Below are 25,559 nucleotides of genomic sequence, written 5' to 3' on the forward strand. Positions count from 1 at the left end.
GTCCGGGGCCCGAGGGGGGATTCGGAGGGCCGCGGTCCGCGGTAGGGCCGGTGGAATCCGGTCGTTTTCGTGGCGGGCCCGGGACCGGTTTCCGCGCTGTTGGCGGGACCCGGAGGCGGTGGCAGGGGGCGTATCCAGAGGGATGCGCCCCCTCTGTCCTGGCCGGTTGCATACGTCGCGCGTGCCTCTTTGTGTAAAGCCGTATTCGCTGCGTGAAGGTTAGGCGTAGGCTCGGGCATATGCGGATTGCGGTTTCCTTATGGGGCGGGGCCGGGTGCGAGCCCGGGGCGGGTAGTGGAGGGGTGCGATGAGCGACGGCACGATCACACTTGCCTGGCTCGTCGTCCGGCAGGACGACAACGGCAATCGCTACCGCGTCGGCAGGTATGCGACCAGGGCTGAGGCCCAGAAGATCGCGGACAGCCTCGACGAGCGCGGGCACAAGCTGTACTGGGTCGAGCGGATCGCGCCGAACGGCACCGCCTGACGCCGACAGGCGCCCACCGACAGGCGCCCACCGCCGGGCGACTCGCGTCGCCGGGCGACTCGCGCCAGCCGCCGCCGGCCGGAGATTCGCATGGCTCCCGTGGGATTCTCACGGCTCCGTGGGCTCCGGCGCATCGCGGAGCTCCCGTAGGCTCCGGCGCATGACCGAACGGATCGTGGTGGTGGGGGCCGCCGTACTGATCGACGGGCGCCTTCTCGCCGCCCGTCGCAGCGCACCCGTGGAGCTGGCCGGGCGCTGGGAGTTGCCCGGCGGAAAAGTCGAGCCCGGGGAGAGTCCCGAGCAGGCCCTGGTGCGGGAGCTTCGCGAGGAACTGGGCGTCGAGGCGGAGCCGGTGGAGCGGGTGCCGGGTGAGTTTCCCCTGAAGGCGCCGTACGTCCTCCACGTCTGGACCGCCCGCCTGCTGCCCGGTTCGCCTGAGCCCGCGGCCCTTCAGGACCACGACGAGTTGCGCCGACTGAGCCCCGACGAGGTGTGGGACGTCGACTGGCTGGACCAGGACGTGGCCGCCGTGGCCAAGGTCGCGCGGGGTGCCTGGGGGAGCGGAACACCGGTGGGGTGACGTGTTCTTTGCCGCCCGTCGTTCGCGCTCCGCCCGTCGTTCGCGCGCCGTACGGGGGGGGGCGCTCGGCTGCGCGGGGCGCATGTGGTGACTGATGCGAGTTCGAGTACGCCGTTCGTGCCACCGTGCACCCTCTCGTACGGTACTTCGCCTGGGATATCGGGTATGTGCCCATTAACCCCTTGAAATCGGACACAGTCCGCTTCGGGTTTGGGAGTGATCTGCGTGATCCACACCGAGGGCGATGTCGCCGAGTGGACCTTCCCCGCGGATCCGAGCGCCGTCAAAGTCGCCCGTGGCGTCGTCCGGGGCCAGTTGCGCGTCTGGGGACTCGAAGCCCTGGGCGACGTGACCGCGCTGCTGGTCAGCGAGTTGGTGACCAATTCCCTGCGGTACGCGACCGGTCCCATCGGCGTTCGCCTCGTACGGTCCTCGGGGCCGCTCGGCGCCCTGCTGGTGGAGGTCTCCGACCCCCTGCCCGACCCGCCCCGTGAGCGATCCGCGGAGCCCGACGACGAGACCGGCCGGGGGCTTCGGCTGGTGGCCGAGTCCTCGCGCCGCTGGGGTACCAGGCCAGGCGAAACGGGCAAGACGGTGTGGTTCGAGCTGGCCGTGCCCGGCTGATCGCGGCCCGCCGACAGGAGCCCTCGGGCGGTTCGGCCGGCCCCGGGTGCGGAGGACGGGCCGAGACGTGGTTCGACGGGGTGCCACATGGTTAGAAGACTGGGAGTGTTTGTCGCAGCCGGTCCTGAAAGCATCGGGACCGTGCTGTGATCGTGAACACCGTGTTGTGCGGCCCCGTAGTGCTGGATACTGCGGGCAGCCGCTGTCGGTGACCGGTGCCGGGCGCGGTGAGCTGGAGGGGACGGTTCGCGTGAGCGAGATACCAGCGAAGGCCACGGAGTCCGAGGATCCGTCGGGCGGCGCGATGGCTGATGCGACGACAGGCGATGGCGCCGCGCCCGCGGCTGCGCCTGCGGCGGCGAACGGGGTGCCGAGCGGAACGCCGGACGAGGTGTCCGGCGAGACGCCTGGCGAAAAGCCCGGCGAGGTGTCGGACGTAATGCCCGGCGAGGCGTCGGACGAAACGCCCGGCGAAGTGTCGGACGTGTCGGACGTGTCGGACGTCATGCCCGGCGAGGCGCCGGGCGAGGTGCCCGGTGACGTCGTGTGGCAGAGCAGTCCGCCCGGATCGATCTACGACTACATCAAGGTCGCCTCGTTCTCGATCGGCCCCGACGGCCTCGTCAACCAGTGGAGCCTGCGCGCCGAGCAGCTCTTCGGCATCCCCACCGACCGTGCCGTGGGCATGGACCCCGTCGAGGCCTTCGTCACCGAGGACCGGCGCGACCTCGGCCGGCGCAAGATGGCCGAAGTCCTCGACGGCCGGGAGTGGACCGGCGTGGTCCCCTTCCGGGTGACCGACGAGGGCACCGGCCGGGTCACCGAGGGGCTCGCCGAGATCTACGTCATGCCGACGCGGACCGAGGAGGGCGAACGGGCCGCCGTGTGCATCGTCGTGGACGTGCGGACGCTGCGCAGCATCGAAACGGACCTCGCCGCCTCACAGGCCATTTTCGGTCAATCCCCCTTCGGTTTCCTTCTGATCGACCCGGACCTGCGGATTCGCCGGGCCAACCAGCGGTTCGCCTCGATCTTCGGCGGCACCGTCGACGACCACCGCGGCCGTACCGTCAAGGACTATCTGTCGCCGGGCGAGTCCGAGCGCGTCTCGGCGATACTGCACCGGGTCCTGGAGACGGGCGACTCCGTCACCGAGATGCTGGTCACGGGCACCGTCCCCGGTTCCACCGAGCGCCGCCACTGGTCCGTCAACCTCTATCGCGTACATGGCGGTTCGGGCCGGCCGATCGGTATCGCCTGGCTGGCCACCGACATCACCGCGCGCCGTGCCGCCGCCCGTGAGGCCGCGCAGGCCCGGCGCAATCTCGCCCTCCTGAACGACGCGGGCGCGCGCATAGGCAACTCCCTCGATCTGGAGACCACGGCCCGCGAACTCCTCGACGTGGCCGTCCCCGGCTTCTGCGACCTGGCGTCCGTCGACCTCTACCAAGGTCTCCTCGCCGGTGACGAGACCCCGCCCGGCCTCGCCGACGGCAGTGCCGAACTGCGCCGCGTCGCCTTCGCCAGCGCCGTGTCCGACGCGCCCTTCATCGGCGGCCCGAAGCCCGTGAGCGTCGGCGCGGTGCACCACTTCGCCTTCACGTCCGCCTGCGCCGACGCCCTGCGTACCGCCAAGCCGCAGAGCATCGCCGCCGAGGACGGCGGCCTGATCCAGTCCACGCTCGCGGTGCCGATGGTCGCCCACGACACGGTCGTCGGCCTGGTCCAGTTCTCCCGTACGAAGGGCAGCGAGCCGTTCGGGGAGCGCGACCGGGCACTGGCCGTCGAGCTGGCCGCACGGGCCGCCGTCTGCATGGACAACGCGCGTCTGTACCGCCGCGAGCACGAACGCGCCCTGATCCTCCAGCGCTCCCTCCTGCCTCCGGGCGACCCGGAGGCCTCCGGCCTGGACATCGCCTGCCGCTACCTCCCCGGGAACACGGCGACGGAGGTCGGCGGCGACTGGTTCGACGTCATCGAACTGCCCGGCCACCGCACGGCACTGGTGATCGGCGACGTCATGGGCCGCGGTCTACGGGCGGCCGTCGCGATGGGTGAACTGCGCACGGCCGTACGCACCCTGGCTCTCCTCGACCTCGAACCGGCCGAGGTGCTCTCCGCGTTGGACGAGATCGCCCGCGGCCTGGGGACGCCCGGCGGCACTCAGCAATCTACGCGCGGTGCCCGTCAGTCCCGGGACGCCGACCTCTCCGAGGTGTACCTCGCCACCTGCGTGTACGCGGTCTACGACTCCGTCACCCGCCGCTGTACGTTCGCCAACGCCGGCCATCTCCCGCCGGTCCTGGTCGAACCCGGCGAGCACGCGCTCATGCTCGACGTACCGCCGGGAATGCCCCTGGGCGTGGGCGGTGAACCCTTCGAGGAGGTGGAGGTCCAACTTCCCGAGGGCGCTCTCCTGGCGCTCTACACGGACGGTCTGGTCGAATCCCGCGACCACCCCCTGGACGAGGGCCTGCAAGCCTTCGTGGGCGCCCTCACCGACCCCTCCGACCCTCTTGAGGACGTCTGCGACCACGTCCTCAGCACCCTCGACACGCACCACGGCGAGGACGACATCGCGTTGTTGATGGCACGTGTCCAGGGGCTGCCCGCGGAGTCGGTGGGCGACTGGACGCTGCCGCGCGAGCCGCGCAGCGTGGGCCGCGCCCGGGAGCTCGCCCGCAGCCAACTGGCCGGCTGGGAGCTGGAGCCGCTCGTCGACACGGCCGAACTGCTCGTCAGCGAACTCGTCACCAACGCCCTGCGCTACGGCGAGGGCGAGATCCGGCTGCGTCTGCTCCTCGACCGCACCCTGGTCTGCGAGGTCTGGGACGCCGGCCTCGTCCAGCCCCGCCGCCGCCGGGCCCGCGACACGGACGAGGGCGGCCGAGGACTCCAGCTGGTGGGCCTCCTCAGCGCCGCCTGGGGCTCCCGCCGCACACCGCGCGGCAAGACGGTGTGGTTCGAACTCCCCCTGCCCCACGGCGGAAAGCCCCTCGCGGACCCGGCGGAGGCCCTGCTGAGCCTGTTCTGAACAGCCGGAGCCCAGAAGCAGGAGCTTGTCCTACGCCGGTCCGGACGGCCTCCTGCGGATCTTGCTGCCCAGCCAGACCAGCGGGTCGTACTTCCGGTCGACCGCCCGTTCCTTCAGGGGGATCAGCGCGTTGTCCGTGATCTTGATGCTCTCCGGGCAGACCTCCGTGCAGCACTTGGTGATGTTGCAGTAGCCAAGTCCGTGCTCGTCCTGGGCGGTCTTCTTGCGGTCCAGGCCGCTCTCCTCGGCCGCGTCCAGCGGGTGCATGTCCAGCTCCGCCACCCGCATCAGGAAGCGCGGTCCGGCGAAGGCGGTCTTGTTCTCCTCGTGGTCGCGCACCACATGGCAGGTGTCCTGGCACAGGAAGCACTCGATGCACTTGCGGAACTCCTGCGACCGGTCCACGTCCTCCTGCATCATCCGGTACTCGCCGGGACCGAGGCCGTCCGGCGGCACGAACGCGGGCACCTCCCGCGCCTTCGCGTAGTTGAAGCCGACGTCGGTCACGAGGTCGCGGATCACCGGAAAGGCCCGCAGGGGAGTCACGGTGATCGTCTCCTCCCGCATGAACACCGACATACGGGTCATGCACAGCAGCCGCGGCCGGCCGTTGATCTCCGCCGAGCACGAACCGCACTTGCCCGCCTTGCAGTTCCAGCGCACGGCGAGGTCCGGGGCCTGCGTCGCCTGGATGCGGTGGATGATGTCGAGGACCACCTCGCCGTCGTTCACCTCGATCCCGAAGTCCTCCAGGCCGCCACCCGCGACATCTCCGCGCCACACCTTGAAGCGGGCTTCATAGCTGCTCACTCGTAGAGCTCCTCTTCGGCGAGGTACTTGACCAGCTCCTCCTTCTCGAAGAGGGCGAGCAGGTCGGGACGGATGGGCTCGGTGGTCTCCCGGACGAGGTCGATCTGGCCGTGCACCGGGTCCGTGGCCGCCAGACCGCCTGTGGGATCGGTCAGTTGGCACAGCAGGTTGATACGCCGCCACGCCCGGTCCATCGCCGGATGGTCCTCGCGGGTGTGGCCGCCACGCGACTCGGTGCGCTCCAGCGCGGCCCGGGCCACGCACTCGCTGACGAGCAGCATGTTCCGCAGGTCGAGCGCCAGGTGCCAGCCCGGGTTGAACTGCCGGTGCCCCTCGACCCCGGCCCTGCGCGCCCGTACGCGCAGGTCCGCGAGTTTCTCCAGGGCCGTCTCCATCTCCGCCTCCCTGCGGATGATGCCGACGAGGTCGTTCATCGCCTGCTGGAGCTCCTGGTGGAGGGTGTACGGGTTCTCCGGCGGCCGGCTGTCCTCCACGCCGGCCACGGGGCCCTCGGCCGAGAAGGGCCGCAGCGCCTCCGCCGCCGCCGTGTCGACCTGGACGTCGTCCACGAGGGGCCGTTCCCCGGTGAGCCCGGTGAGCCCGGCGGCGTACCGCGCGGCGTGCAGTCCGGCGCGGCGCCCGAACACCAGCAGGTCGGAGAGCGAGTTCCCGCCGAGCCGGTTGGAGCCGTGCATGCCGCCCGCGACCTCGCCCGCCGCGAAGAGACCGGGCACCCCGCGGGCCGCCGCGGTGTCCGACTCGACAGCGATCCCGCCCATCACGTAGTGACAGGTCGGCCCGACCTCCATCGCCTCGGCGGTGATGTCGACGTCCGCGAGTTCCTTGAACTGGTGGTACATGGACGGCAGCCGGCGCCGGATCACGTCGGCGGGCATCCGGGTCGACACGTCCAGGAACACCCCGCCGTGGGGCGAGCCGCGGCCCGCCTTCACCTCCGAGTTGATGGCCCGCGCCACCTCGTCCCGTGGGAGCAGTTCAGGCGGGCGCCGATTGTGGTCCGGGTCCTCGTACCACCGGTCGCCCTCCTCCTCCGACTGCGCGTACTTCTCCTTGAAGACGTCGGGTATGTAGTCGAACATGAACCGCTCGCCCTCGGAGTTCCTGAGCACCCCGCCGTCCCCGCGCACCGACTCCGTGACGAGGATGCCCTTCACGGACGGCGGCCAGACCATGCCGGTCGGGTGGAACTGCACGAACTCCATGTTCAGCAGCGGCGCCCCGGCGAGCAGCGCCAGCGCGTGTCCGTCGCCCGTGTACTCCCACGAGTTCGACGTCACCTTGAAGGACTTGCCGATGCCGCCGGTGGAGACCACGACCGACGGTGCCTCAAGCACGAAGAAACGGCCGGACTCGCGCTCGTAGCAGAAGGCCCCGGAGACCCGGGAGCCCTCCTTCATGATCCGGGTGACGGTGCACTCCTGGTAGACCTTCAGGCGGGACTCGTAGTCGCCGGTCTCCTTGAAGTCCTCCTGCTGGAGCGACACGATCTTCTGCTGGAGCGTCCGGATCAGTTCGAGGCCCGTACGGTCGCCGACGTGCGCGAGCCGCGGGTACTCGTGCCCGCCGAAGTTGCGCTGGGAGATGCGCCCGTCGCTCGTACGGTCGAAGAGGGCGCCCCATGTCTCCAGTTCCCATACGCGGTCGGGGGCTTCCTGCGCGTGCAGTTCGGCCATCCGCCACTGGTTGAGGAACTTGCCGCCGCGCAGGGTGTCGCGGAAGTGGACCTGCCAGTTGTCGCCGGAGTTGACGTTGCCCATGGCCGCCGCGATGCCGCCCTCGGCCATCACCGTGTGGGCCTTGCCGAACAGCGACTTGCAGATCACGGCCGTACGCGCGCCGCGTTCCCGCGCCTCGATGGCGGCGCGGAGGCCGGCGCCCCCGGCACCGACCACGACGACGTCCCACTCCTGCCGGTCGACCACGGACATCACATGCACCTTTCAACTGGGGGGATGGGGGTCGGATCGTCTGGAGTCGGATGGTCTAGAAGAAGGTCGGGTCGTCGAAGGCACCGGAGGCGACGAGGTACACGTAGAAGTCGGCGAGTGCCACGCTCACCAACGACGCCCAGGCGAGCAGCATGTGGCGGTCGTTGAGTCTGCCGACGAGCTGCCAGGCCCGGTAGCGCACGGGATGCTTGGAGAAGTGCTTGAGCTTGCCGCCGATGATGTGCCGGCACGAGTGGCAGGAGAGGGTGTACGCCCAGATCAGTACGATGTTGACGACGAACACGAGCGTGCCGAGGCCCATGTGGCCCCACGCGTAGTGCTCGTCCCGGAAGGAGAGGACCGTGTCGTACGTGAGGATTCCGGCGACCGGCACCGCCGCGTAGAAGAAGTAGCGGTGGATGTTCTGCAGGATCAGTGGGAAGCGCGTCTCACCGGAGTACTTCTTGTGCGGCTCGGCGACCGCGCAGGCCGGCGGCGAGGCCCAGAAGCCGCGGTAGTAGGCCTTGCGGTAGTAGTAGCAGGTCAGCCGGAAGCCGAGCGGGAAGATCAGGACGATCAGGGCGGGCGACAGACCCCACCAGCTGCCGAAGACCTCCCAGTTGGGCCCGTTCCTCATCGGTTCGCAGTTCTCCGCCAGACACGGCGAGTAGAACGGCGAGACGTACGGGGCGGCGTAGTAGTCGGTGTTCGAGAACGCCCGCCAGGTCGAGTAGACGACGAAGGCCAGCAGCCCGGCCGCGGTCATGGCGGGCGCCAGCCACCAGCGGTCGGTCCGCAGATGCGGGGCGGTGATCGCGGCGCGCGTACCGTTCCGTACGCCGCCGCTCTTCATATGGGGTTCCGTACCAGTGGCCAAGGAGAGCTCCGGTCGGGGATCAGGGTCGCGCGGTTCAGTCGTGCCGGTTCAGTCGCGCGGATCAGGGGGCATGGCGGTCATGGGCGCCGAGACCCTCGTCGTCGGAGTCCGTCCACAGGGTGGTGTCGTACGGGGTGTCGGGGATGGGCACGAGGTCGGGGCGCCTCGACTGGGCGAGACCGGGTGCGGCCTCGCGCAGCAGCGCCACGCTCTCGCGCAGGTGGTCGGCGTCGGTGCGCACTCTGCGCATCTCCAGACCGCCGCCACTCAACTGGTGTTCCAGGCGCTTCACCGACCTCACCAGGTCGTCGAGGCAGCGCTGGACCGACGTCAGGTCATCGTGCACGGACATGGCTTGCCCTCACTTCCATGGGCCCACGGCCCAAGGCGGCAACGTTCATGCGCCTGCGAGTGTCGCGCGTCACACCTGCTGGTGTGAAGGGATGTGCATGGATTGGCGGGGGCGTGCGGGTGCAGAGCACTCCGGCGCGAGGGTCCGGCGCGTGGGCCGGGGGCGTTGCGCCGCACGGGTGGGGTTCCTCGTGCCGCCGCCGTGTCGCTCCCCGGTGCCGAACCGTTTCCTCTTCAGTGGCCGCATAGATCTGATCAACTCCAAATACCGCCAAACGTGATCAGACCACCCGTGTTCACCCGTGGAGCGGCCCCCCGGAGGTACCAGTCATGTCCCACGACGGCGTCGGACTGCGCGCGGTGACGCGCTCGGTCGCGTTCCTCACCGCGGGCGTCCTCGCGGTCCCCGCTCTCGCCGGGTGCAGCGAACAGGACGAGGCGGGCAGGCCCACCGCGGGGCAGGACATCGCACCCGCGAAGCGCGGCCAGGTCGCCGACGGCGGCACCGTGCACTGGGCCGTGGACAACGTCCCGGAGACCCTCAACACCTTCCAGGCGGACGCGGACGCCGTCACCTCCCGGGTCGCCGGCGCCGTGCTGCCCGCTCTGTACCGGCTCGACGCGAACGGCAGGCCACGGCGGAACCCCGACTACCTGGAGTCGGCGAAGGTCGTCGACCGCGAGCCCCGGCAGGTCGTGCTCTACAAGCTCAACCAGCAGGCCGTCTGGAGCGACGGCCGCGAGATCGGCGCCGCGGACTTCGCCGCCCAGTGGCGCGCCCTGTCCGGCAAGGACACCGCGTACTGGACCGCCCGCAACGCCGGCTACGACCGCATCGAGAAGATCGAACGCGGTGCGAGCGACCTGGAGGTGCGGGTCACCTTCAAGAAGCCGTACGCGGACTGGCAGTCGCTCTTCTCGCCGCTGTACCCGAAGTCCGTCATGGGCACCCCGGACGCCTTCAACGACAGCGCCCGCCGCAAGCTGAAGATCTCCGCGGGACCCTTCACCGTCGACACGATCGACCGCGAGTCGGGCGACGTCACCCTGAAGCGCAACTCCCGCTGGTGGGGCCACCCCGCCAAGCTCTCCGAACTGGTCCTGCGTGCCGTGCCCCGGGAGAAACGTGCCGCCGCGCTCATCGGCGGGCGGCTCGACCTGGCCGAGATCGAGGCGTCCGAGGCGTACCGCATCACGTCCGCAGGGCGGGACGGGAAGGCGGGCGGGGGCGCTCCGCTCACCCACGGGCCCGGCGCCGCCCTCACGCCGGGCAAGGCGCTGCGGTCCTGGGCGATCGCGCACGGCTCCGACGAGGAGGCGGCCGACGAGGAGATCACGGCCCGCAAGAAGCGTGCCAGGGCCGTCGCGAAGTACGCAGGACAGCAGTCCTCGCTACGCGGTTTCGTGGTCCGCAAGTCCCTCGAACCCGCCTTCACCCAGCTCGCGTTGAACGGCTCAGAGGGCCCGCTCGCCGACGAACGGGTCCGCCGGGCCGTAGCCCGCGCCCTCGACCGCAAAGAGCTCGCCCAGGTCGTGCTGAAGCCCCTGGGTCTGCCCGCCGAACCGGTCGGCAGTCATCTCGCGCTCGCCGGCCAGCACGCGTACGCCGACAGCAGCGGAGCGCTCGGCGGCCAGGACACCCAGGAGGCGCAGGCCCTGCTCTCCGACGCCGGGTGGGTGGCGGGCGGGCCCGTCAAGAAGGAGAAGAAGCCCAAGAAGGCGGCGGGCGCCGAGGCCTCCAAGAAAGCCAAGAAAGCCAAGGAAGCCGACGAAGAGGACGAAGCGGACGGCGGCACGTACATCGTCGGCCGGACGGACGACAAACCGACCGACCGGGACGAGAAGGACGCCAAGAAGACGAAGAAAGAGAAAGAGAAAAAGGAGAAGCACGAGAAGCACGAGAAACAAGAAAAGTGGGACGGGGCGGGCGGGGTGGAGGAGAAGCGCCTCGCCCAGGAGGGAAAGCAGCAGCTCAGGCCCGGCGGCGCCCCGGGGGCGTACGCGCCGAGGGGCACGGCCGCTCCGGGCGGCGCCGCTGCGGGCAGCACCGCGGCGGGGCCGCTCGCGAAGAACGGCAAGCCGCTGTCACTGCGCTTCGTACTCCCGTCGGGCCCGGGTTCCGAGTCGCTGCGGGCGGTCGGGGAGCGGATCGCCCGCATGCTGGACCGGGTCGGCATCCGTACGGAGATCTCCAAGGTCACGAACGAGAGCTATTTCAAGGATCACATCGCCTCGGGTCAGTACGACCTGGCGCTGTACTCCTGGCCCGCGTCCGCGTTCCCCGCGACCGACGCCCGGCCCATCTACTCCAAGCCGGTCCCGGCGGCGGACGGCTCCCTGAACGTCGAGCAGAACTTCACGCGGGTCGGCACCGACCAGGTGGACCAGCTCTTCGACCAGGCCATCGCCGAACTCGACGCGGACGAGTCCCGCTCGCTGGTCCGCAAGGCCGACGCCCGGATCTGGGCCGCCGCGGGCTCGATCCCGCTCTATCAGCGCCCCCAGCTGACGGCGGCCCGCCCCACCCTGGCCAACGCGGGCGCCTTCGGCTTCGAGACCCCCGCATACGAGGACATGGGCTACCTGAAGAAGTAAGGGGCCGCGCCCCTCCAGGGGTGCGGGGAACTGCGCGACAAGCCCCCACCGACCCGCACCGTGTGCCTCGGCCGGAGCCCGTTGGGCCCAAGCGGCAGCGGCCCCGTACCATGGGGTAAGGCCGTGGCATGTTTCAGCCCGGCAGGGCCCCGCGCAGCGGATGGCCGTCCACTCACTCCGGGAGAAGCGCCTCAATATGGCCACGCGCCACGACATCCGCAATGTCGCCATCGTCGCCCACGTCGACCATGGCAAGACCACTCTGGTCGACGCCATGCTCAAGCAGGCCGGTGCCTTCGCCGCGCACGCCGCCGAGTCGCTCGACGACCGCATGATGGACTCGAACGACCTGGAACGTGAGAAGGGCATCACGATCCTGGCGAAGAACACGGCGGTCAAGTACCACCCGAAGGATGGCGGCGACGTCATCACGATCAACATCATCGACACCCCCGGTCACGCCGACTTCGGTGGCGAGGTCGAGCGCGGTCTGTCGATGGTGGACGCGGTCGTCCTCCTGGTCGACGCCTCCGAGGGCCCGCTGCCCCAGACCCGCTTCGTGCTGCGCAAGGCGCTCCAGCAGCGCCTGCCGGTCATCCTGTGCATCAACAAGACGGACCGCCCGGACTCCAGGATCGACGAGGTCGTCAACGAGACCTACGACCTCTTCCTGGACCTGGACGCGGACGAGGAGCAGATCGAGTTCCCGATCGTCTACGCGTGTGCGCGGGACGGCGTGGCCTCGCTGACCAAGCCGGCCGACGGCACCGTCCCGGCCGACAGCGACAGCCTGGAGCCGTTCTTCTCCACGATCCTGTCGCACGTCCCGGCCCCCTCCTACGACGAGGAGGCCCCGCTCCAGGCGCACGTCACCAACCTGGACGCCGACAACTTCCTCGGCCGTATCGCGCTGCTCCGCGTCGAGCAGGGTGAGCTGCGCAAGGGCCAGACCGTCACGTGGATCAAGCGCGACGGCACGCTGTCCAACGTGCGCATCACCGAGCTGCTGATGACCGAGGCGCTCACCCGCAAGCCCGCCGAGAAGGCGGGCCCCGGTGACATCTGTGCCGTCGCGGGTATCCCGGACATCATGATCGGCGAGACCCTCGCCGACCTTGAGAACCCGATCGCGCTGCCGCTCATCACGGTCGACGAGCCGGCCATCTCGATGACCATCGGTACGAACAACTCTCCGATGGTCGGCCGCGGTGCCACCGGCAAGGGCGCGGACGCCAAGGCCGTGGTCAAGGACCGTAAGGTCACCGCCCGCCAGGTCAAGGACCGCCTCGACCGTGAGCTGGTCGGCAACGTCTCGCTGCGCGTCCTGGACACCGAGCGCCCGGACACCTGGGAGGTGCAGGGCCGCGGTGAGCTGGCGCTGGCCATCCTGGTCGAGCAGATGCGCCGCGAGGGCTTCGAGCTGACCATCGGCAAGCCGCAGGTCGTCACCCAGATGGTCGACGGCAAGGTCCACGAGCCGGTCGAGCGGATGACGATCGACGTCCCCGAGGAGCACATGGGCGCGGTCACGCAGCTCATGGGCGTCCGCAAGGGCCGGATGGACAACATGTCCAACCACGGCTCGGGCTGGGTGCGGCTGGAGTTCGTCGTGCCGTCCCGCGGTCTCATCGGCTTCCGTACCGAGTTCCTCACCGGCACGCGCGGTACGGGTATCGCGCACTCGATCCACGAGGGCCACGAGCCGTGGTTCGGCACGCTCACGACCCGTAACAACGGCTCGCTGGTCGCCGACCGCTCGGGCGTCGTCACCGCGTTCGCGATGACTAATCTCCAGGAGCGCGGTGTGCTCTTCACCGACCCCGGCACCGAGGTGTACGAGGGCATGATCGTCGGCGAGAACTCGCGCGCCGACGACATGGACGTGAACATCACCAAGGAGAAGAAGCTCACCAACATGCGGTCGGCCGCGGCCGACTCCTTCGAGGCGATCGTCCCGCCGCGCAAGCTCTCACTGGAGCAGTCGCTGGAGTTCTGCCGCGACGACGAGTGCGTCGAGGTGACCCCGGAAGCCGTTCGCATCCGCAAGGTCAACCTGGACGCGCGTGAGCGTGGCCGCGCCGCGAGCCGCGCCAAGCACGGCTGATCCGCGCCGGCGCCCGAGAGGGCCTGACGAGGGCCTGACGAGAGTCCACTGAAGAGCCCGGTTCTCCGCTCGGCGGGGAACCGGGCCTTTGGTGTGCCCGCACAAAAAACCGGTTCAGTGCGGGAAAACCGGTTCAGTTCGGGCAACGGTGGAAACGGCGCGGCGGCGTTCGCATATCGGGCATCGGCCAATCAAGTTTCGGACACGTAAACGAAATTTTATTGGCAAATGTCTTTTTAGTCGAAATCGATTCTCACCTGTCAAGCGCGTGCAGGTGTCGTTCTTGGCAATCTTTGCCCAAAATTTCGACGGTAGGGAGATCCCTATGTCTTCCGCCCTTGACGCGCGTTGACCCACTTGGTGAAAGTTCCCTGAAACCACAGAACCTGCCGGTATCTGTGCTGCGCTCAACTCTCCATCCCCGGGGGACGAACAAAGATGACCAGTCCAACCAAGGCCGAGGGCTCCGGGCCGTCGGCGGCCTTGGACCCCGAGCTCGACTCGAACACCGAGCCCGCCGAGGCCGCGAAGCTGGAAGGCCGCTCCCCCGGGCAGTTGATGTGGCAGCGCTTCAAGCGAGACCGTACCGGAGTCGTCTCCGCGTGCGTGGTGATTTTTTTCTTCGTGATCGCCGCCCTCGCCCCGGTCATCTCGGCGCTGTACGGCAAGGACCCCTACACGCTGTACGCGCAGGAGCCCGACTACCCCTTCCTGCTCGACGACTTCGCCATGCCCACCGGTTCCCTCGGCGGAATCTCCGGTGACTTCTGGTTCGGCGTCGAGCCCAAGCTGGGGCGCGACGTGTTCACCATGCTGCTGTACGGCATGCGCACCTCGCTCTTCATGGCCGTGGTCGTCACCGTGTTCAGCGTTCTGACAGGCGTCGTCATCGGTATGGTCAGCGGCTACTTCGGCGGCAAGGTCGACTACTGGCTGGGCCGGATCACCGACTTCTTCCTGGCCTTCCCCCAGCAGTTGTTCTTCATCGCCTTCATGCCGGTCGTCACCGCGCTGTTCGTCTCACCGACGGACGAGACCCCCACCTATCTGCGCGCCATGGCGATCATTCTGGTGATGTGGTTCCTCGGCTGGATGGGCATGGCCCGTCTGGTCCGCAGCTCCGTGCTCTCCCTGCGGGAGCGGGAGTTCGTGGAGGCGGCGAAGGTCTCGGGTGCCTCTCCGGCGCGTATCGTGCGCAAGGAGATCCTGCCGAACATCGTCACGCCGATCCTGGTGCAGGGCACGTACATGCTGCCCAGCTCGATTCTCTCGATCGCGTTCCTCAGCTACGTGGGCGTGGGCTTCGTCGAGCCGACGCCGGACTGGGGACGGATGTTCGCCATCGGCTCCGAGATCTATGAGCAGGACCCCGCGTTCATGTTCTTCCCGGGCGTCGCGATGGTGATCTTCGTGCTGACCTTCAACCTTCTCGGCGACTCCGTCCGGGACGCATTCGACCCCAAGACCGGACGCTGAACGTCCATTGGTGGTGGGGGGGCTGCCACCCCCGTTCCGGGAGACCGGACCGTCAGGCAGCACTCGTGGACAACAACTGACAGGTAGGTGCATCGGCATCATGAAGCCCATCAGAACGCGCACCGTGCGCGCCGTGGTCGTCGCCATCGCGGCGGGGTCGCTGGCGCTGACCGGCTGCTCCGACAGCAACGGCAAGAACACCAAGGACGACTCCAAGTCCAAGGAAGACGCCAAGGCGCAGTCGCAGCCGGTCGCCTACGGCGACGCCCAGGCGTCCAACGGTCCGGCGGAACCGGTGGCCGGGGCCAAGTCCGGTGGCACCATCAACGTGTACCAGCAGTCCGACCTGAGCCACATGGACCCGGGCCAGATCTACGTCAGCGACGCGGGCCAGTTCGCCAACCTGATCCACCGCGGTCTGACGAACTTCCAGGAGGACGACAAGGGCAACCTGACGGTTGTCGGTGACGTCGCCACCGACTCCGGCAAGGCGTCCGACGGCGGCAAGACCTGGACGTACACCCTCAAGGACGACATCAAGGACGAGGACGGCAACGTCATCACGTCCGCCGACGTCCGCCACACCATCGAGCGGCAGTACTCGAAGGTCATCTTCGACGGACCGACCTACGTCCAGAGCTGGCTCTCCGGCTCCGACTACCGCAAGGCGCTGCCCGACGGCCCGTACAAGGGCAAGCACCTTCCGGACTCCGTCCTTGAGACCCCGGACGCGAAAACGGTCGTCTTCCACTTCAAGGCCGCCCAGCCGGACCTCCCGCAGGCCCTGGCCATGGCCGGCTACGCCATCGTGCCCGAGAAGCAGGACACGAAGGCGAAGTACGACAAGGCCCCGGCGGCGCTCGGCCCGTACAAGATCTCCGAGTACAAGGCCGGCAAGTCCCTCAAGCTCGTCAAGAACGACCAGTGGGACGAGAAGACGGACTCGGTGCGCCACCAGTACGTCGACGGCTACGACTTCACCAACACCATCGACCAGGAGAGCCAGACCAAGCGTCTGATCGCCGACCAGGGCGAGGCCAAGAACGCCATCCAGTTCACGGACTCGGTGGCCCCGACCCAGCTGTCGACGGTCATCGGCGACCCCGACGCGAAGAAGCGCACCATCCAGGGGTACCAGGTCTACGTCTGGGGCCTGACCTTCAACCTGGACAGCGCCAAGATGAAGGACAAGAAGATCCGGGACGCGATCACCTACGCGATCCCGAACCAGTCCATGGTGCAGGCCGACGGTGGCCGGTACGGCGGCGAGGTCGCGGGCGGTCTGCTGGCCCCGACCCTGCCCGGCTTCGACCCGAAGTACGACCCGTTCGGCAAGCTGAAGAAGCCCAACGGCGACCCGGCGAAGGCCAAGGAGCTGCTGAAGGAGGCCGGCTTCAAGCAGGGCACCAAGCTCAGCTACGCCTACTCCAACACCCCGCGTGGCCAGGCCCAGATGGTCATCATCAAGGACGCGCTGAACAAGCTCGGCTTCGACGTACAGGCCAAGGAGATCGACCGCGCGACGTTCTACGAGCAGGTCGGCAAGCTGAAGAACCCGTACGACCTGTACATGACCGGCTGGGGTCAGGACTGGCCGTCCCCGTCCACGGTGATCACCCCCGTCTACGACGGTGACCTGGTCGCCGACGGTGCCCCGAACTACTCGCACATCGACGACCCGAAGGTCAACGCCCTCATCAAGAAGGCTGTGACGGAGAAGCCCGAGCAGGCCGCCAAGACCTGGGAAGAGGCCCACCACCGCATCGTGGAGGACACCAACCCCCAAGCACCGGTCTACTACTCCAAGCAGATGCAGCTGTTCGGTTCGAACATCGGTGGTGGCCGCTTCAGCACGGAGTCGAGCTACATCGACATCAACGACGTGTTCCTGAAGCAGCCGTAGTCCGCTCGCTCGACTGATCCGCGGGGGTGTGCGCCAGGCGGAGCGCACCCCCGCGGACGGTATCCCCCTCCTGCCGCCGCGTTCGAAGAGAGCACCCACCCGCCATGCTTCAGTTCCTCATCCGCAGGCTGAGCGGCGCCGTCGTGATCATGTTCCTGATCGGCGCTTTCACGTTCTTCCTGTTCTACTCGATCCCGCAGGACTTCGCCGAGCTGGCCTGCGGCAAGAACTGCTCCCCCGAGAACATCGCGGTCATCCGCGAGAACCTCGGCCTGGACAAGCCCATCACCACGCAGTTCTGGGAGTTCATGACGGGCATCGTGACCGGCCGGGACTTCCCGCAGGGCCACTGCTCCGCCCCCTGCCTGGGCGTCTCGTTCGACAGCGACCAATTCGTGTGGGACTCCATCAAGGACCGCTTCCCGCTGACGCTCTCGCTGACCGTCGGCGGCCTGGTGATCTTCCTGCTGTTCGGCCTCGGTACGGGTCTGCTGGCCGCCTGGAAGCGCGGTACGGTCGTCGACAAGCTGGTCAGCGGCTCCTCGATGGTGCTCAGCTCGTTCCAGATCTACTTCCTGGGCCCGATCGTCCTCAGCATCCTCGTCTACAACACCGGCTGGCTGGACTTCCCCAAGTACGTCGACTTCACGGAGAATCCGGCCAAGTGGTTCATGGGCATGCTGATCCCCTGGGCTGTGATGGCCACGATCTTCACCGCCCAGTACACGCGTATGGCACGCTCGACGATGATCGAGCAGCTGCAGGAGGAGCACGTCCGTACCGCGCGCGCCAAGGGCATGCGGCAGGCGTACGTCTTCTTCCGCTACGCCTGGCGCGGTTCGCTCATCCCGATCGTCACGATCATCGGCATGGACCTCAGCGCGCTTCTGTCGGGCGCGGTGGTCACGGAGTTCACCTTCGACCTCGCCGGCATCGGGCGTCTCGCGGTCGACGGTTCGCTGAGCAAGGACCTTCCGCTGACGATGGGCGTCATGCTGTTCGGGGCCTTCTTCATCCTGATCCTGAACATCATCGTGGACCTCGCCTACGCCTACATCGACCCGCGCGTGCGCCTCGCCTAGGAGAAATACCGTGACCACACTGACCAAGACCGAAGGCGAGAGGGCCCCGAGCGGGTCGGAGGCCTTCCTCTCGGTCCGCGACCTGCGCGTGCGGTTCTCCACCGAGGACGGCATCGTGAAGGCCGTCGACGGACTCTCCTTCGACGTCGAGCGGGGCAAGACGCTGGGCATCGTGGGGGAGTCGGGCTCGGGCAAGTCCGTCACCAACCTGACCGTCCTGGGCCTGCACAACCCCCAGACCTCCACCGTCGAGGGCGAGATCGTCCTGGACGGCAAGGAACTGGTCACCGCGACCGAGAAGGAGATGGAGAAGCTTCGCGGCAACAAGGTCGCGATGATCTTCCAGGACCCGCTGACCGCCCTCTCGCCGTACTACACGGTGGGTCGGCAGATCGCGGAACCCTTCATGAAGCACACCGGCGCCTCCAAGAAGGAGGCGAAGGCGCGGGCGATCGAGATGCTCGACAAGGTCGGCATCCCGCAGCCCGCGATGCGCTTCAACGACTACCCGCACCAGTTCTCGGGCGGTATGCGCCAGCGCGCGATGATCGCGATGGCCCTGATCTGCGACCCCGACCTGCTGATCGCGGACGAGCCGACCACGGCCCTGGACGTGACCGTCCAGGCGCAGATCCTGGACCTGCTCAAGGATCTCCAGCAGGAGTTCGGCTCGGCGATCATCTTCATCACCCACGACCTCGGCGTCATCTCCAAGATGGCCGACGACCTGCTGGTGATGTACTCGGGCCGGGCCGTGGAACGCGGCACCGTCCGCGAAGTGCTGCGCGCTCCCCAGCATCCGTACACCTGGGGCCTGCTGAGTTCCATGCCGCGGCTCGGCGGTGACACGGCGCAGGCGCTCACCCCGATCCCGGGGACACCGCCCAGCCTGCTGAACCCGCCCACGGGCTGCCCGTTCCACCCCCGGTGCGGCTTCACGTCAGAGGTCGGCGGCACCCGCTGCACCGACGAGCGGCCGCAGTTGCCGGACGGCCGCGGCGCCGCCTGCCACCTGGACGGCGAGCAGAAGCAGACCCTTTTCATCGAGCAGATCAAGCCCCGGCTGGGCTAGGGAGAACGACACATGAGCGACAAACTCACCCTGCCGAAGCCGCAGGGCCCGGTGGACGGAGCCGCCGAGCCGTTGCTCTCCGTCGAGGGCCTGACGAAGCACTTCCCGATCTACGGCGGCTTCCCGATCAAGCGCAAGGTCGGAGCCGTACAGGCCGTCGACGGGGTCGACCTGACCGTCGGAGTCGGCGAGAGCGTCGGCCTGGTCGGCGAGTCCGGCTGCGGCAAGTCGACGACCGGCCGGCTCATCACCCGGCTCCTGGAGCCGACGGCCGGCAGGATCACCTACTCGGGCCAGGACATCTCGCACGCCTCGCGCCGGCAGCTGGCGCCCGTGCGGTCCGAGATCCAGATGATCTTCCAGGACCCGTACTCGTCGCTGAACCCGCGGCAAACCGTCGGCACCATCATCAAGTCGCCGATGGAGGTCAACGGGATCAAGCCGAAGGGCGGCATCGAGAAGCGCGTACACGAACTGCTGGAGCTCGTCGGGCTCAACCCCGAGCACTACAACCGCTTCCCGCACGAGTTCTCGGGCGGCCAGCGCCAGCGCATCGGCGTGGCCCGAGCCCTCTCCCTGAACCCGAAGCTGATCGTGGCGGACGAACCGGTGTCGGCCCTTGACGTGTCGATCCAGGCGCAGGTCGTCAACCTGCTGCAGAAGGTCCAGGAGGAGATGGGCATCGCCTTCCTCTTCATCGCCCACGACCTGGCGATCGTCCGGCACTTCTCGCAGCGCCTCGCGGTGATGTACCTCGGCAAGGTGGTGGAGGTCGGCGACCGCGACTCCATCTACAACCGGCCGCGTCACCCGTACACGCACGCCCTGCTGTCGGCGGTTCCCGAGGTCACGCTCGACGACGAGACGGAGGACCGGGAGCGGATCAGGCTCGCCGGCGACGTCCCCTCGCCGATCCACCCGCCGTCCGGCTGCCGCTTCCGCACCCGCTGCTGGAAGGCGCAGGACAAGTGCGCGACCGAGGAGCCCCCGCTGATCCAGATCTCCGGCAACCGCGACAACCACCTGACGGCCTGCCACTTCCCGGAGGACCCGACGACGGAGGCCCGCGCGGAGGACGTCGTCCTGGACCCGGCGCTGGCGGCACTGGAGAAGGAAGCGGAGTAGTTCCCCGGGGGCTCCGCCCCCCAGCCCCCCGCTCCTCAAGCGCCGGAGGGGCTGAAACAGGTCACCGGGTGGGCTGATTTTCCAGCTCGCCCGGTGAGACGAGTCCTGTCTCGTAGGCGAGGACGACGGCCTGGGCCCGGTCGCGCAGGGTCAGTTTGGCGAAGATCCGGGCTACATGGGTCTTCACTGTCGCCCCACTGAGCGTCAGTTCCTGCGCCAGTTCGGAATTGGAAAGACCCCGGCCCATGAGCGTCAGTACCTCGCGCTCGCGCGGCGTCAGCGCGGCCAGGTCTCGGTGGACGGCTGGGATTGCGAGACCTGCACCGGTTCTGGGGGCGCTGGGGGCGAAGCGTTCCACCAGGCGGCGGGTGATCGAGGGTGCGAGCAGGGCGTCACCGGTGTCGACAAGGCGTACGGCGGCGGCCAGATGCGCGGGGGTGACGTCCTTGAGCAGGAATCCGCTGGCTCCGGAGGCGAGGGCGGCGTAGACGTAGTGGTCGAGGTCGAAGGTGGTCAGCATGATCACCCGGCAGTCCGGGGCCTGCACGAGGATGCGGCGGGCGGCCTCCAGGCCGTCCATGACGGGCATGCGGATGTCCATCAGCACGACGTCGGGCCGCAGCCTCAGCACGGTGGCCACGGCCTCGGCTCCGTCGCCGGCTTCGCCGACCACGTCGATGCCACGGGCGGTCAGGATCAGGCGGAAGCCGGTGCGGACCAGCTCCTGGTCGTCGGCGATCACGACGCGAGGGGCGGGTTCGGTGTGCGTCGTCATGGCCGGTCCAGTGGGATCCGGGCGCGGACCCGGTAGCCGCCGCCCAGACGGCGGCGGGCGTCGAGGTCGCCGCCGTAGACGGCGACCCGCTCCCGCAGGCCCAGCAGCCCGCGTCCCGTTCCGTCCGCCTGGCCCGGGACCGGCTCTCTCCGCGCGGGCCGGCTGCCCGACAGGATGCTCGGTCCGCTGTTCAGCACCTCGACGCGCAGGTAGTGGTCCGCGTATCGCACCGTCACTTCGGCTTTCGCTCCGTCCCCGTGTTTGAGGGCATTGGTCAGAGCCTCCTGGACGACCCGGTAGGCGGTGACATCGATTCCGGTCGGCAGCGGGCGCGGCTCACCCGAGATGCGCATCTCCACAGGCAGGCCGGCAAAGGCGATCCGGTCGATCAGCGGGCTGAGCCGGCTCAAGCTCGGCTGCGGTGACAGGTCCACACCGTGGGGCTCGTCGTCGCCGTTCTGCGCGGGTGCGAGCAGGCCGAGCAGGTGCCGCAGCTCGGTCATCGTGTTCCGCCCGGCGCTCTCGACGGCGCTCATCGCCGCCGCGGCCTCGTCCGGCATCGTGGCCAGCACCTCGCGGGCGGCCCCGGCCTGTACCACCATGAGGCTCACGTTGTGGCTGACGATGTCGTGGAGCTCGGCGGCGATCCTGGCCCGCTCGGCGTCGACAGCGGTCCGCGCCGCGCTCTCGCGCTCCCGCGCCAGCAGCCAGCCGCGCTCCTCGATGGCAGCCTGGTGCAGCCGCCGCGCCCGGACCACCGCCACGCACAGACACCCGGCGGCGCCAACTGCCGCCGCCAGGGCGATGCCCAGCCACATCGTCCCGGATCCCCACACCGGACCATCTTCGCAGCTGCACGACGCACCTCACATCAGTCCTTGGATGCAGCTCCGTACATCCCCGGGATGACCTGCCCGGACGGATACATCCGGAGGGCGACGCCCCCTCCGCGGACTCCGTCCTAAGTTCGAGCCATGACAATTGACCAGGACAGTGCCCGGCACATGGTGGTGCGGCTGGACGGCGTGCACAAGGAGTACGGCGACGCGAAGGCCCTGGACGGCCTGTCGCTGGAGATCAGGGCGGGGGACGCGGTCGCCGTCATGGGCCCCTCCGGCTGCGGCAAGTCCACCTTGCTCAACATGGTGGCCGGCCTGGACCGGCCGACCTCGGGCACAGTCGAGGTCCATGGTCATGACCTCAAGAAACTCGACGAGACCGGCTTGGCGCTGTTCCGGCGGCGGAACGTCGGCATGATCTTCCAGTTCTTCAACCTCATCGACGATCTGCCCGCCCTGGACAATGTGGCGCTGCCCGCGCAGCTGACCGGCACCCCGGCCCGGCAGGCGCGCCGCCGTGCCCTGGAGCTTTTGGACGAACTCGGTGTCGCCGAACGCCGGAACAACTATCCGGCGACGCTCAGCGGCGGCGAGCGGCAACGGGTCGCCGTCGCACGGGCGTTGATGAACCGCCCGGCCCTGCTGCTTGCCGACGAGCCGACCGGCGCCCTCGACAGCCGGTCGGGCGAGCAGGTGATGGATCTGCTGATCGACCTCAACCAGATCGGCCAGACCCTGTTGATCGTCACCCATGACCCGCAGCTGGCCACGCGCTGCGCCAGCCGGCTGATCGAAGTCGCCGACGGCCGGGTCGCCCGCGAGAGCACGCTGGAGGCGACCGCGTGAGCGCCGTATGGAGAGCCTCCCGCGCGGCCGTGAAGCGCCGCCGGCTCCAGACCTTCGTCATCGGGCTCGTCGTGTTCTGCTCCACCACGACCGTCCTGCTCGCGCTGGCGCTGCTGAGCGCCGCCTCGGGCCCCTTCGACAAGGCCTACGCCGCACAGCGCGGTGCTCATGCGGTGGCGGCCTTCGACACCACGAAGGTCTCGCGGGAGCAGTTGGCGCGGACCGCCCGGCAGCCCGGGGTGGAGGCCGCGGCCGGGCCGTTCGGGCAGGCCGTCGTCGACATCCCCAAGGACTGGCTCTGGATGGCGGGCGGCACCCTCACGGTGGTCGGCCGGGCCGATCAGGCGGGCCCCGTGGACCGGATCGAACTCCTTGAGGGCCACTGGGCCACCGCACCCGGCGAGATCGTCGTCAACTGGTCCGTCCAGGGCTCCCCGGACCCCGAGCTGCTCGGCACCAAGCTGGAGACCCCCGGCGGAGCGACGCTGACCGTCGTTGGATTCGCCGCCAGTATGAGCAAGTCGGCGAGCGCCTGGGTCTCGCCCGAGCAGATGGCCGCACTGCACCCGGCCTCCGCCCAGATGCTCTACCGCTTCACGGACTCCTCGACGGAGGCCCGGCTGAGCGCCTCGCTGGCACGGGCCACCACGGGACTGCCCAAGGAATCGCTGACCGGCGCACAGACCTACCTCACCCTCAAGCAGGCATTCTCCGCGCGGGCCGACTCCTACCTCCCGTTCATCACACTCTTCGGCATCCTCGGCCTGCTCGTCTCCGCTCTGCTCGTCGGCAACGTGGTCAGCGGGGCAGTCGTCTCCGGGTACCGGCACATCGGGGTGCTCAAAGCCCTGGGCTTCACCCCCAACCAGGTCGTCGCCGTCTATCTGACGATGCTTTCCGTGCCGGCGGTGGTGGGCTGCGTGCTGGGCACTCTGGCCGGCAACGCGCTGGCCGGGCCGATCCTGAAGGTCGCGTTCAGCGGCATTGAGGTGGGCCGGGCCTCGGTCGGCGGCATCAGTCCGTGGGTGTCCGTGGCCTGCCTCGTGGGCATGCCCGCCCTCGTCCTGCTGGCCGCGCTGGTCCCCGCCCTGCGCGCCCACCGGCTGCCCGCCGCGGAGGCGATCAGCGCGGGCGGCGCGCCGCGGACCGGGCGCGGGCTGCGCGTCCAGCGGATACTCGGCGCCACCCGGCTGCCGCGCCCGGTCAGTCTGGGCCTCGGCCAGCCGTTCGCCCGCCCCAGCCGCACCCTGCTGACCATGGCGGCCATCGTCCTCGGGGTCACCACGGTGACCCTGTCGACCGGACTGACCAGCACCATGGTCGCGTACGGCAAAGTCGGGCGGGAGGACGGAGGCGCCAGGATCCACGTGACGACCGGGGGGGCGGGCAACGACCGGACCCCGCCCCGGCTCAGTGACCCGCAGATCGAGAAACGGCTGCGGTCCCTGCCGGGCGCGGAGGGGGTACGGGCCCGCGCGCTGTCCCAGGCGAACATGACCGGGCAGACGCAGCCCGTCTTCGCCGACTTCTACCGCGGCGACGATTCCTCGTACGAGCACACCATCGTCAAGGGCCGGGCGCCGGCCACGGCGGGCGAGATCGTGGCGGGGCCGGCGTTCCTGAGCCAGCGCGGGCTGAAGCTCGGTGACCGGGTCACGCTGGAGCTGAACGGTAGAAAGATCACCGCGACCGTCGTGGGTCAGCTCATCGAGGGTGACGCCCGTGCCTTGGAGGCCACTTGGGAGAGTTTCGCCCAACTCGCACCGGACGCCCGGGCCACCGAGTACACGGTACGGCTCGCCTCCGGCGCCGACGCGCGCGCCTACGCCGAGGCGGTCGCGGCGCTCGACCCGGGCCTGCACGCGTCGGTGCTGGACTCCGGCAACGCCGCCACCGCCACCGTCATCACCTTCTCGACGGTGTTCACGGTGCTGCTGACGCTCGTCGCGTCGCTCGGTGTCTTCAACACCGTTCTCCTGAACACCCGTGAGCGGCGCCGGGACCTGGGCATGCTCAAGTCGATCGGGATGACACCCCGGCAGGTGGTGGTGATGACGGTGACCTCGGTCGCCGGGCTGGGCGCGGTCGGCGGACTGCTCGGCATCCCGCTCGGGATCGTGGCGCACCGCCTCGTCGTGGACCATGTCGGGGTGGTCGACTTCCCCGCACATATGAAGGACGTGTGGCACGCGCCGCAGCTGGCCGCGATGCTCCTGGCGGGTGTGGCGATCGCAGTGCTCGGTGCCCTGGTCCCGGCCCGGTCGGCGGCCCGGATGACCATCGCCTCGGCGCTGCACACCGAGTAGATCACCCCACCCCGGCCCCGGGCGAAGGTGGTTGGCAGGTACGAGAAGGGCGGCCCGGTGAGGCCGTGGGAGCGGATCGAGCGCGCCCTGGACGCCTACGACGCGGCCGGTGCACCCGGCCCGGAGGAATTCACCCCGCACGTCTGTGGCGGCGTGCAGCACCTGCGGCACGCACACCTGCCCGGCCTGCCGCTGCCCAGCCCCTGACGCCGGCCGTGTCCTTCCGCGCTGCTGCCCCAGCCCGGCGGGGGCCACTCGATTCGGTGACGTCGGGGTGAAGCACCCGTCCCACCAGGGCGCTCCCTCTACGGTGGGCCGCCTCGGCAACGGAATGGGGAGTTCATGCACGTTCAACTGAGGGCCGCAGCGGACGACGGGTTGCTCACGACGCTCGACCTGTACCGATGGCTGCGGCAGAACCCGGACGTCCAGCGTCATGCGGAGGTGACGCTCGGGCCCGCGCACCCCGGCGGCGAGACCATGGGGGCCGTCGAGGTCGTCAACCTGGTACTCGGCCAGGCCTTCACCGCACTCAACCTCGCCCTGGCGTACGCGACGTGGCGCGCCGCGCGCCCGACCGCCGCCCCGGTAACGATCACTGTCGAGGGCCGATCGGTCACGGTCACGGGAGCCGACGAGGACACGATGGCCCTGATCGTGGCACTTCTCCGCCCCGCCGGGAGCCCGGAACCCCTGCGCACCGGCACTGAGGCGCCGGCGCCTC

General features: G+C 69.1%; 21 protein-coding genes. 15 read left to right on the top strand and 6 right to left on the bottom strand.

Annotation, left to right across the window (positions count from 1 at the left end):
• Positions 1-307 precede the first annotated feature (307 nt).
• From AOK01_RS15605 to AOK01_RS15620, 4 genes are all read left to right on the top strand, one after another.
• Positions 308-487, top strand: coding sequence for an SPOR domain-containing protein (locus AOK01_RS15605; protein WP_055511946.1), 180 nt, complete (start codon positions 308-310; stop codon positions 485-487).
• Between the two features lie 160 nt (positions 488-647).
• Positions 648-1,067, top strand: coding sequence for a (deoxy)nucleoside triphosphate pyrophosphohydrolase (locus AOK01_RS15610; RefSeq protein WP_055511948.1), 420 nt, complete (start codon positions 648-650; stop codon positions 1,065-1,067).
• A gap of 216 nt (positions 1,068-1,283) precedes the next feature.
• Positions 1,284-1,691 carry an ATP-binding protein gene (locus AOK01_RS15615; RefSeq protein ID WP_055511949.1) on the top strand — a complete coding sequence of 136 codons (408 nt, stop codon included), beginning with the start codon at positions 1,284-1,286 and terminating at the stop codon, positions 1,689-1,691.
• A 250-nt stretch (positions 1,692-1,941) separates the two neighbouring features.
• Entirely contained in the window at positions 1,942-4,725 is a 2,784-nt protein-coding gene (locus tag AOK01_RS15620) for a SpoIIE family protein phosphatase (RefSeq protein WP_079103449.1), read from the top strand.
• Between the two features lie 30 nt (positions 4,726-4,755).
• On the opposite strand, the gene AOK01_RS15625 is transcribed toward AOK01_RS15620, so the two are convergent.
• From AOK01_RS15625 to AOK01_RS15640, 4 genes are all read right to left on the bottom strand, one after another.
• Complete coding sequence (locus tag AOK01_RS15625) at positions 4,756-5,535, bottom strand: succinate dehydrogenase/fumarate reductase iron-sulfur subunit (protein ID WP_055511951.1); 780 nt, start codon at positions 5,533-5,535, stop codon at positions 4,756-4,758.
• Positions 5,532-7,484, bottom strand: a complete 1,953-nt coding sequence (locus tag AOK01_RS15630) for a fumarate reductase/succinate dehydrogenase flavoprotein subunit (protein ID WP_055511953.1) — start codon at positions 7,482-7,484, stop codon at positions 5,532-5,534. Before AOK01_RS15630 ends, AOK01_RS15625 begins: the two co-directional genes overlap by 4 nt.
• A gap of 55 nt (positions 7,485-7,539) precedes the next feature.
• A complete protein-coding gene (locus AOK01_RS15635; RefSeq protein WP_055511954.1) occupies positions 7,540-8,361 on the bottom strand; it encodes a hypothetical protein in 822 nt (273 codons plus the stop codon).
• 61 nt (positions 8,362-8,422) lie between these two features.
• The gene (locus AOK01_RS15640) at positions 8,423-8,713 is read right to left on the bottom strand and encodes a hypothetical protein (protein ID WP_055511956.1); all 291 of its coding nucleotides are present in this window, start codon (positions 8,711-8,713) and stop codon (positions 8,423-8,425) included.
• Positions 8,714-9,042: 329 nt separating this feature from the next.
• Between AOK01_RS15640 and AOK01_RS15645 the strand changes: the two genes are divergently transcribed.
• From AOK01_RS15645 to AOK01_RS15675, 7 genes are all read left to right on the top strand, one after another.
• Positions 9,043-11,307: an ABC transporter family substrate-binding protein gene (locus AOK01_RS15645; RefSeq protein ID WP_055511958.1), complete on the top strand. Its 2,265-nt coding sequence runs from the start codon at positions 9,043-9,045 to the stop codon at positions 11,305-11,307.
• 196 nt (positions 11,308-11,503) lie between these two features.
• Positions 11,504-13,411 carry a translational GTPase TypA gene (gene typA, locus AOK01_RS15650; protein WP_055511960.1) on the top strand — a complete coding sequence of 636 codons (1,908 nt, stop codon included), beginning with the start codon at positions 11,504-11,506 and terminating at the stop codon, positions 13,409-13,411.
• 438 nt (positions 13,412-13,849) lie between these two features.
• On the top strand, positions 13,850-14,887 hold the full coding sequence (locus AOK01_RS15655; RefSeq protein ID WP_055511963.1) for an ABC transporter permease: 1,038 nt from the start codon (positions 13,850-13,852) through the stop codon (positions 14,885-14,887).
• A 100-nt stretch (positions 14,888-14,987) separates the two neighbouring features.
• Positions 14,988-16,790: an ABC transporter substrate-binding protein gene (locus tag AOK01_RS15660; RefSeq protein ID WP_055511965.1), complete on the top strand. Its 1,803-nt coding sequence runs from the start codon at positions 14,988-14,990 to the stop codon at positions 16,788-16,790.
• A gap of 104 nt (positions 16,791-16,894) precedes the next feature.
• Positions 16,895-17,872 (top strand): ABC transporter permease, encoded by a 978-nt coding sequence (locus tag AOK01_RS15665; RefSeq protein WP_055511967.1) that lies wholly within the window; start codon positions 16,895-16,897, stop codon positions 17,870-17,872.
• A gap of 10 nt (positions 17,873-17,882) precedes the next feature.
• Positions 17,883-18,944 carry an ABC transporter ATP-binding protein gene (locus AOK01_RS15670; RefSeq protein WP_055511970.1) on the top strand — a complete coding sequence of 354 codons (1,062 nt, stop codon included), beginning with the start codon at positions 17,883-17,885 and terminating at the stop codon, positions 18,942-18,944.
• A gap of 12 nt (positions 18,945-18,956) precedes the next feature.
• Positions 18,957-20,069 carry an ABC transporter ATP-binding protein gene (locus tag AOK01_RS15675; RefSeq protein ID WP_055511973.1) on the top strand — a complete coding sequence of 371 codons (1,113 nt, stop codon included), beginning with the start codon at positions 18,957-18,959 and terminating at the stop codon, positions 20,067-20,069.
• A 61-nt stretch (positions 20,070-20,130) separates the two neighbouring features.
• Here the strand turns inward: AOK01_RS15675 and AOK01_RS15680 are convergent, their stop codons facing one another.
• Positions 20,131-20,844 (bottom strand): response regulator, encoded by a 714-nt coding sequence (locus AOK01_RS15680; protein ID WP_055511976.1) that lies wholly within the window; start codon positions 20,842-20,844, stop codon positions 20,131-20,133.
• Positions 20,841-21,680, bottom strand: coding sequence for a sensor histidine kinase (locus tag AOK01_RS15685; protein ID WP_245702271.1), 840 nt, complete (start codon positions 21,678-21,680; stop codon positions 20,841-20,843). Before AOK01_RS15685 ends, AOK01_RS15680 begins: the two co-directional genes overlap by 4 nt.
• Positions 21,681-21,818: 138 nt before the next feature.
• Here AOK01_RS15685 and AOK01_RS15690 point away from each other — a divergent pair, with 138 nt between their 5' ends.
• From AOK01_RS15690 to AOK01_RS15700, 4 genes are all read left to right on the top strand, one after another.
• The gene (locus AOK01_RS15690) at positions 21,819-22,529 is read left to right on the top strand and encodes an ABC transporter ATP-binding protein (protein ID WP_079103450.1); all 711 of its coding nucleotides are present in this window, start codon (positions 21,819-21,821) and stop codon (positions 22,527-22,529) included.
• A complete protein-coding gene (locus AOK01_RS15695) occupies positions 22,526-24,835 on the top strand; it encodes an FtsX-like permease family protein (protein WP_055511981.1) in 2,310 nt (769 codons plus the stop codon). Before AOK01_RS15690 ends, AOK01_RS15695 begins: the two co-directional genes overlap by 4 nt.
• Positions 24,836-24,892: 57 nt before the next feature.
• Entirely contained in the window at positions 24,893-25,042 is a 150-nt protein-coding gene (locus tag AOK01_RS41200; protein ID WP_245702272.1) for a hypothetical protein, read from the top strand.
• 135 nt (positions 25,043-25,177) lie between these two features.
• Positions 25,178-25,559, top strand: a 382-nt coding sequence (locus AOK01_RS15700; protein WP_063792803.1) for an effector-associated constant component EACC1, incomplete at its 3' end; no start/stop codon positions are given.

This window comes from Streptomyces aurantiacus, assembly GCF_001418335.1.
Lineage (GTDB): Bacteria > Actinomycetota > Actinomycetes > Streptomycetales > Streptomycetaceae > Streptomyces > Streptomyces aurantiacus.

What these genes read in the sequence shown, in the direction of transcription:
- AOK01_RS15690 (WP_079103450.1), top strand. Translation starts at nt 21,819, where the DNA reads ATGACAATTGACCAGGACAGTGCCCGGCACATGGTGGTGCGGCTGGAC.
- AOK01_RS15610 (WP_055511948.1), top strand. Translation starts at nt 648, where the DNA reads ATGACCGAACGGATCGTGGTGGTGGGGGCCGCCGTACTGATCGACGGG.
- AOK01_RS15665 (WP_055511967.1), top strand. Translation starts at nt 16,895, where the DNA reads ATGCTTCAGTTCCTCATCCGCAGGCTGAGCGGCGCCGTCGTGATCATG.
- AOK01_RS15645 (WP_055511958.1), top strand. Translation starts at nt 9,043, where the DNA reads ATGTCCCACGACGGCGTCGGACTGCGCGCGGTGACGCGCTCGGTCGCG.
- AOK01_RS15660 (WP_055511965.1), top strand. Translation starts at nt 14,988, where the DNA reads ATGAAGCCCATCAGAACGCGCACCGTGCGCGCCGTGGTCGTCGCCATC.
- AOK01_RS15675 (WP_055511973.1), top strand. Translation starts at nt 18,957, where the DNA reads ATGAGCGACAAACTCACCCTGCCGAAGCCGCAGGGCCCGGTGGACGGA.
- typA (WP_055511960.1), top strand. Translation starts at nt 11,504, where the DNA reads ATGGCCACGCGCCACGACATCCGCAATGTCGCCATCGTCGCCCACGTC.
- AOK01_RS15640 (WP_055511956.1), bottom strand. Translation starts at nt 8,713, where the DNA reads ATGTCCGTGCACGATGACCTGACGTCGGTCCAGCGCTGCCTCGACGAC.
- AOK01_RS15680 (WP_055511976.1), bottom strand. Translation starts at nt 20,844, where the DNA reads ATGACGACGCACACCGAACCCGCCCCTCGCGTCGTGATCGCCGACGAC.
- AOK01_RS15630 (WP_055511953.1), bottom strand. Translation starts at nt 7,484, where the DNA reads ATGTCCGTGGTCGACCGGCAGGAGTGGGACGTCGTCGTGGTCGGTGCC.
- AOK01_RS15605 (WP_055511946.1), top strand. Translation starts at nt 308, where the DNA reads ATGAGCGACGGCACGATCACACTTGCCTGGCTCGTCGTCCGGCAGGAC.
- AOK01_RS15655 (WP_055511963.1), top strand. Translation starts at nt 13,850, where the DNA reads ATGACCAGTCCAACCAAGGCCGAGGGCTCCGGGCCGTCGGCGGCCTTG.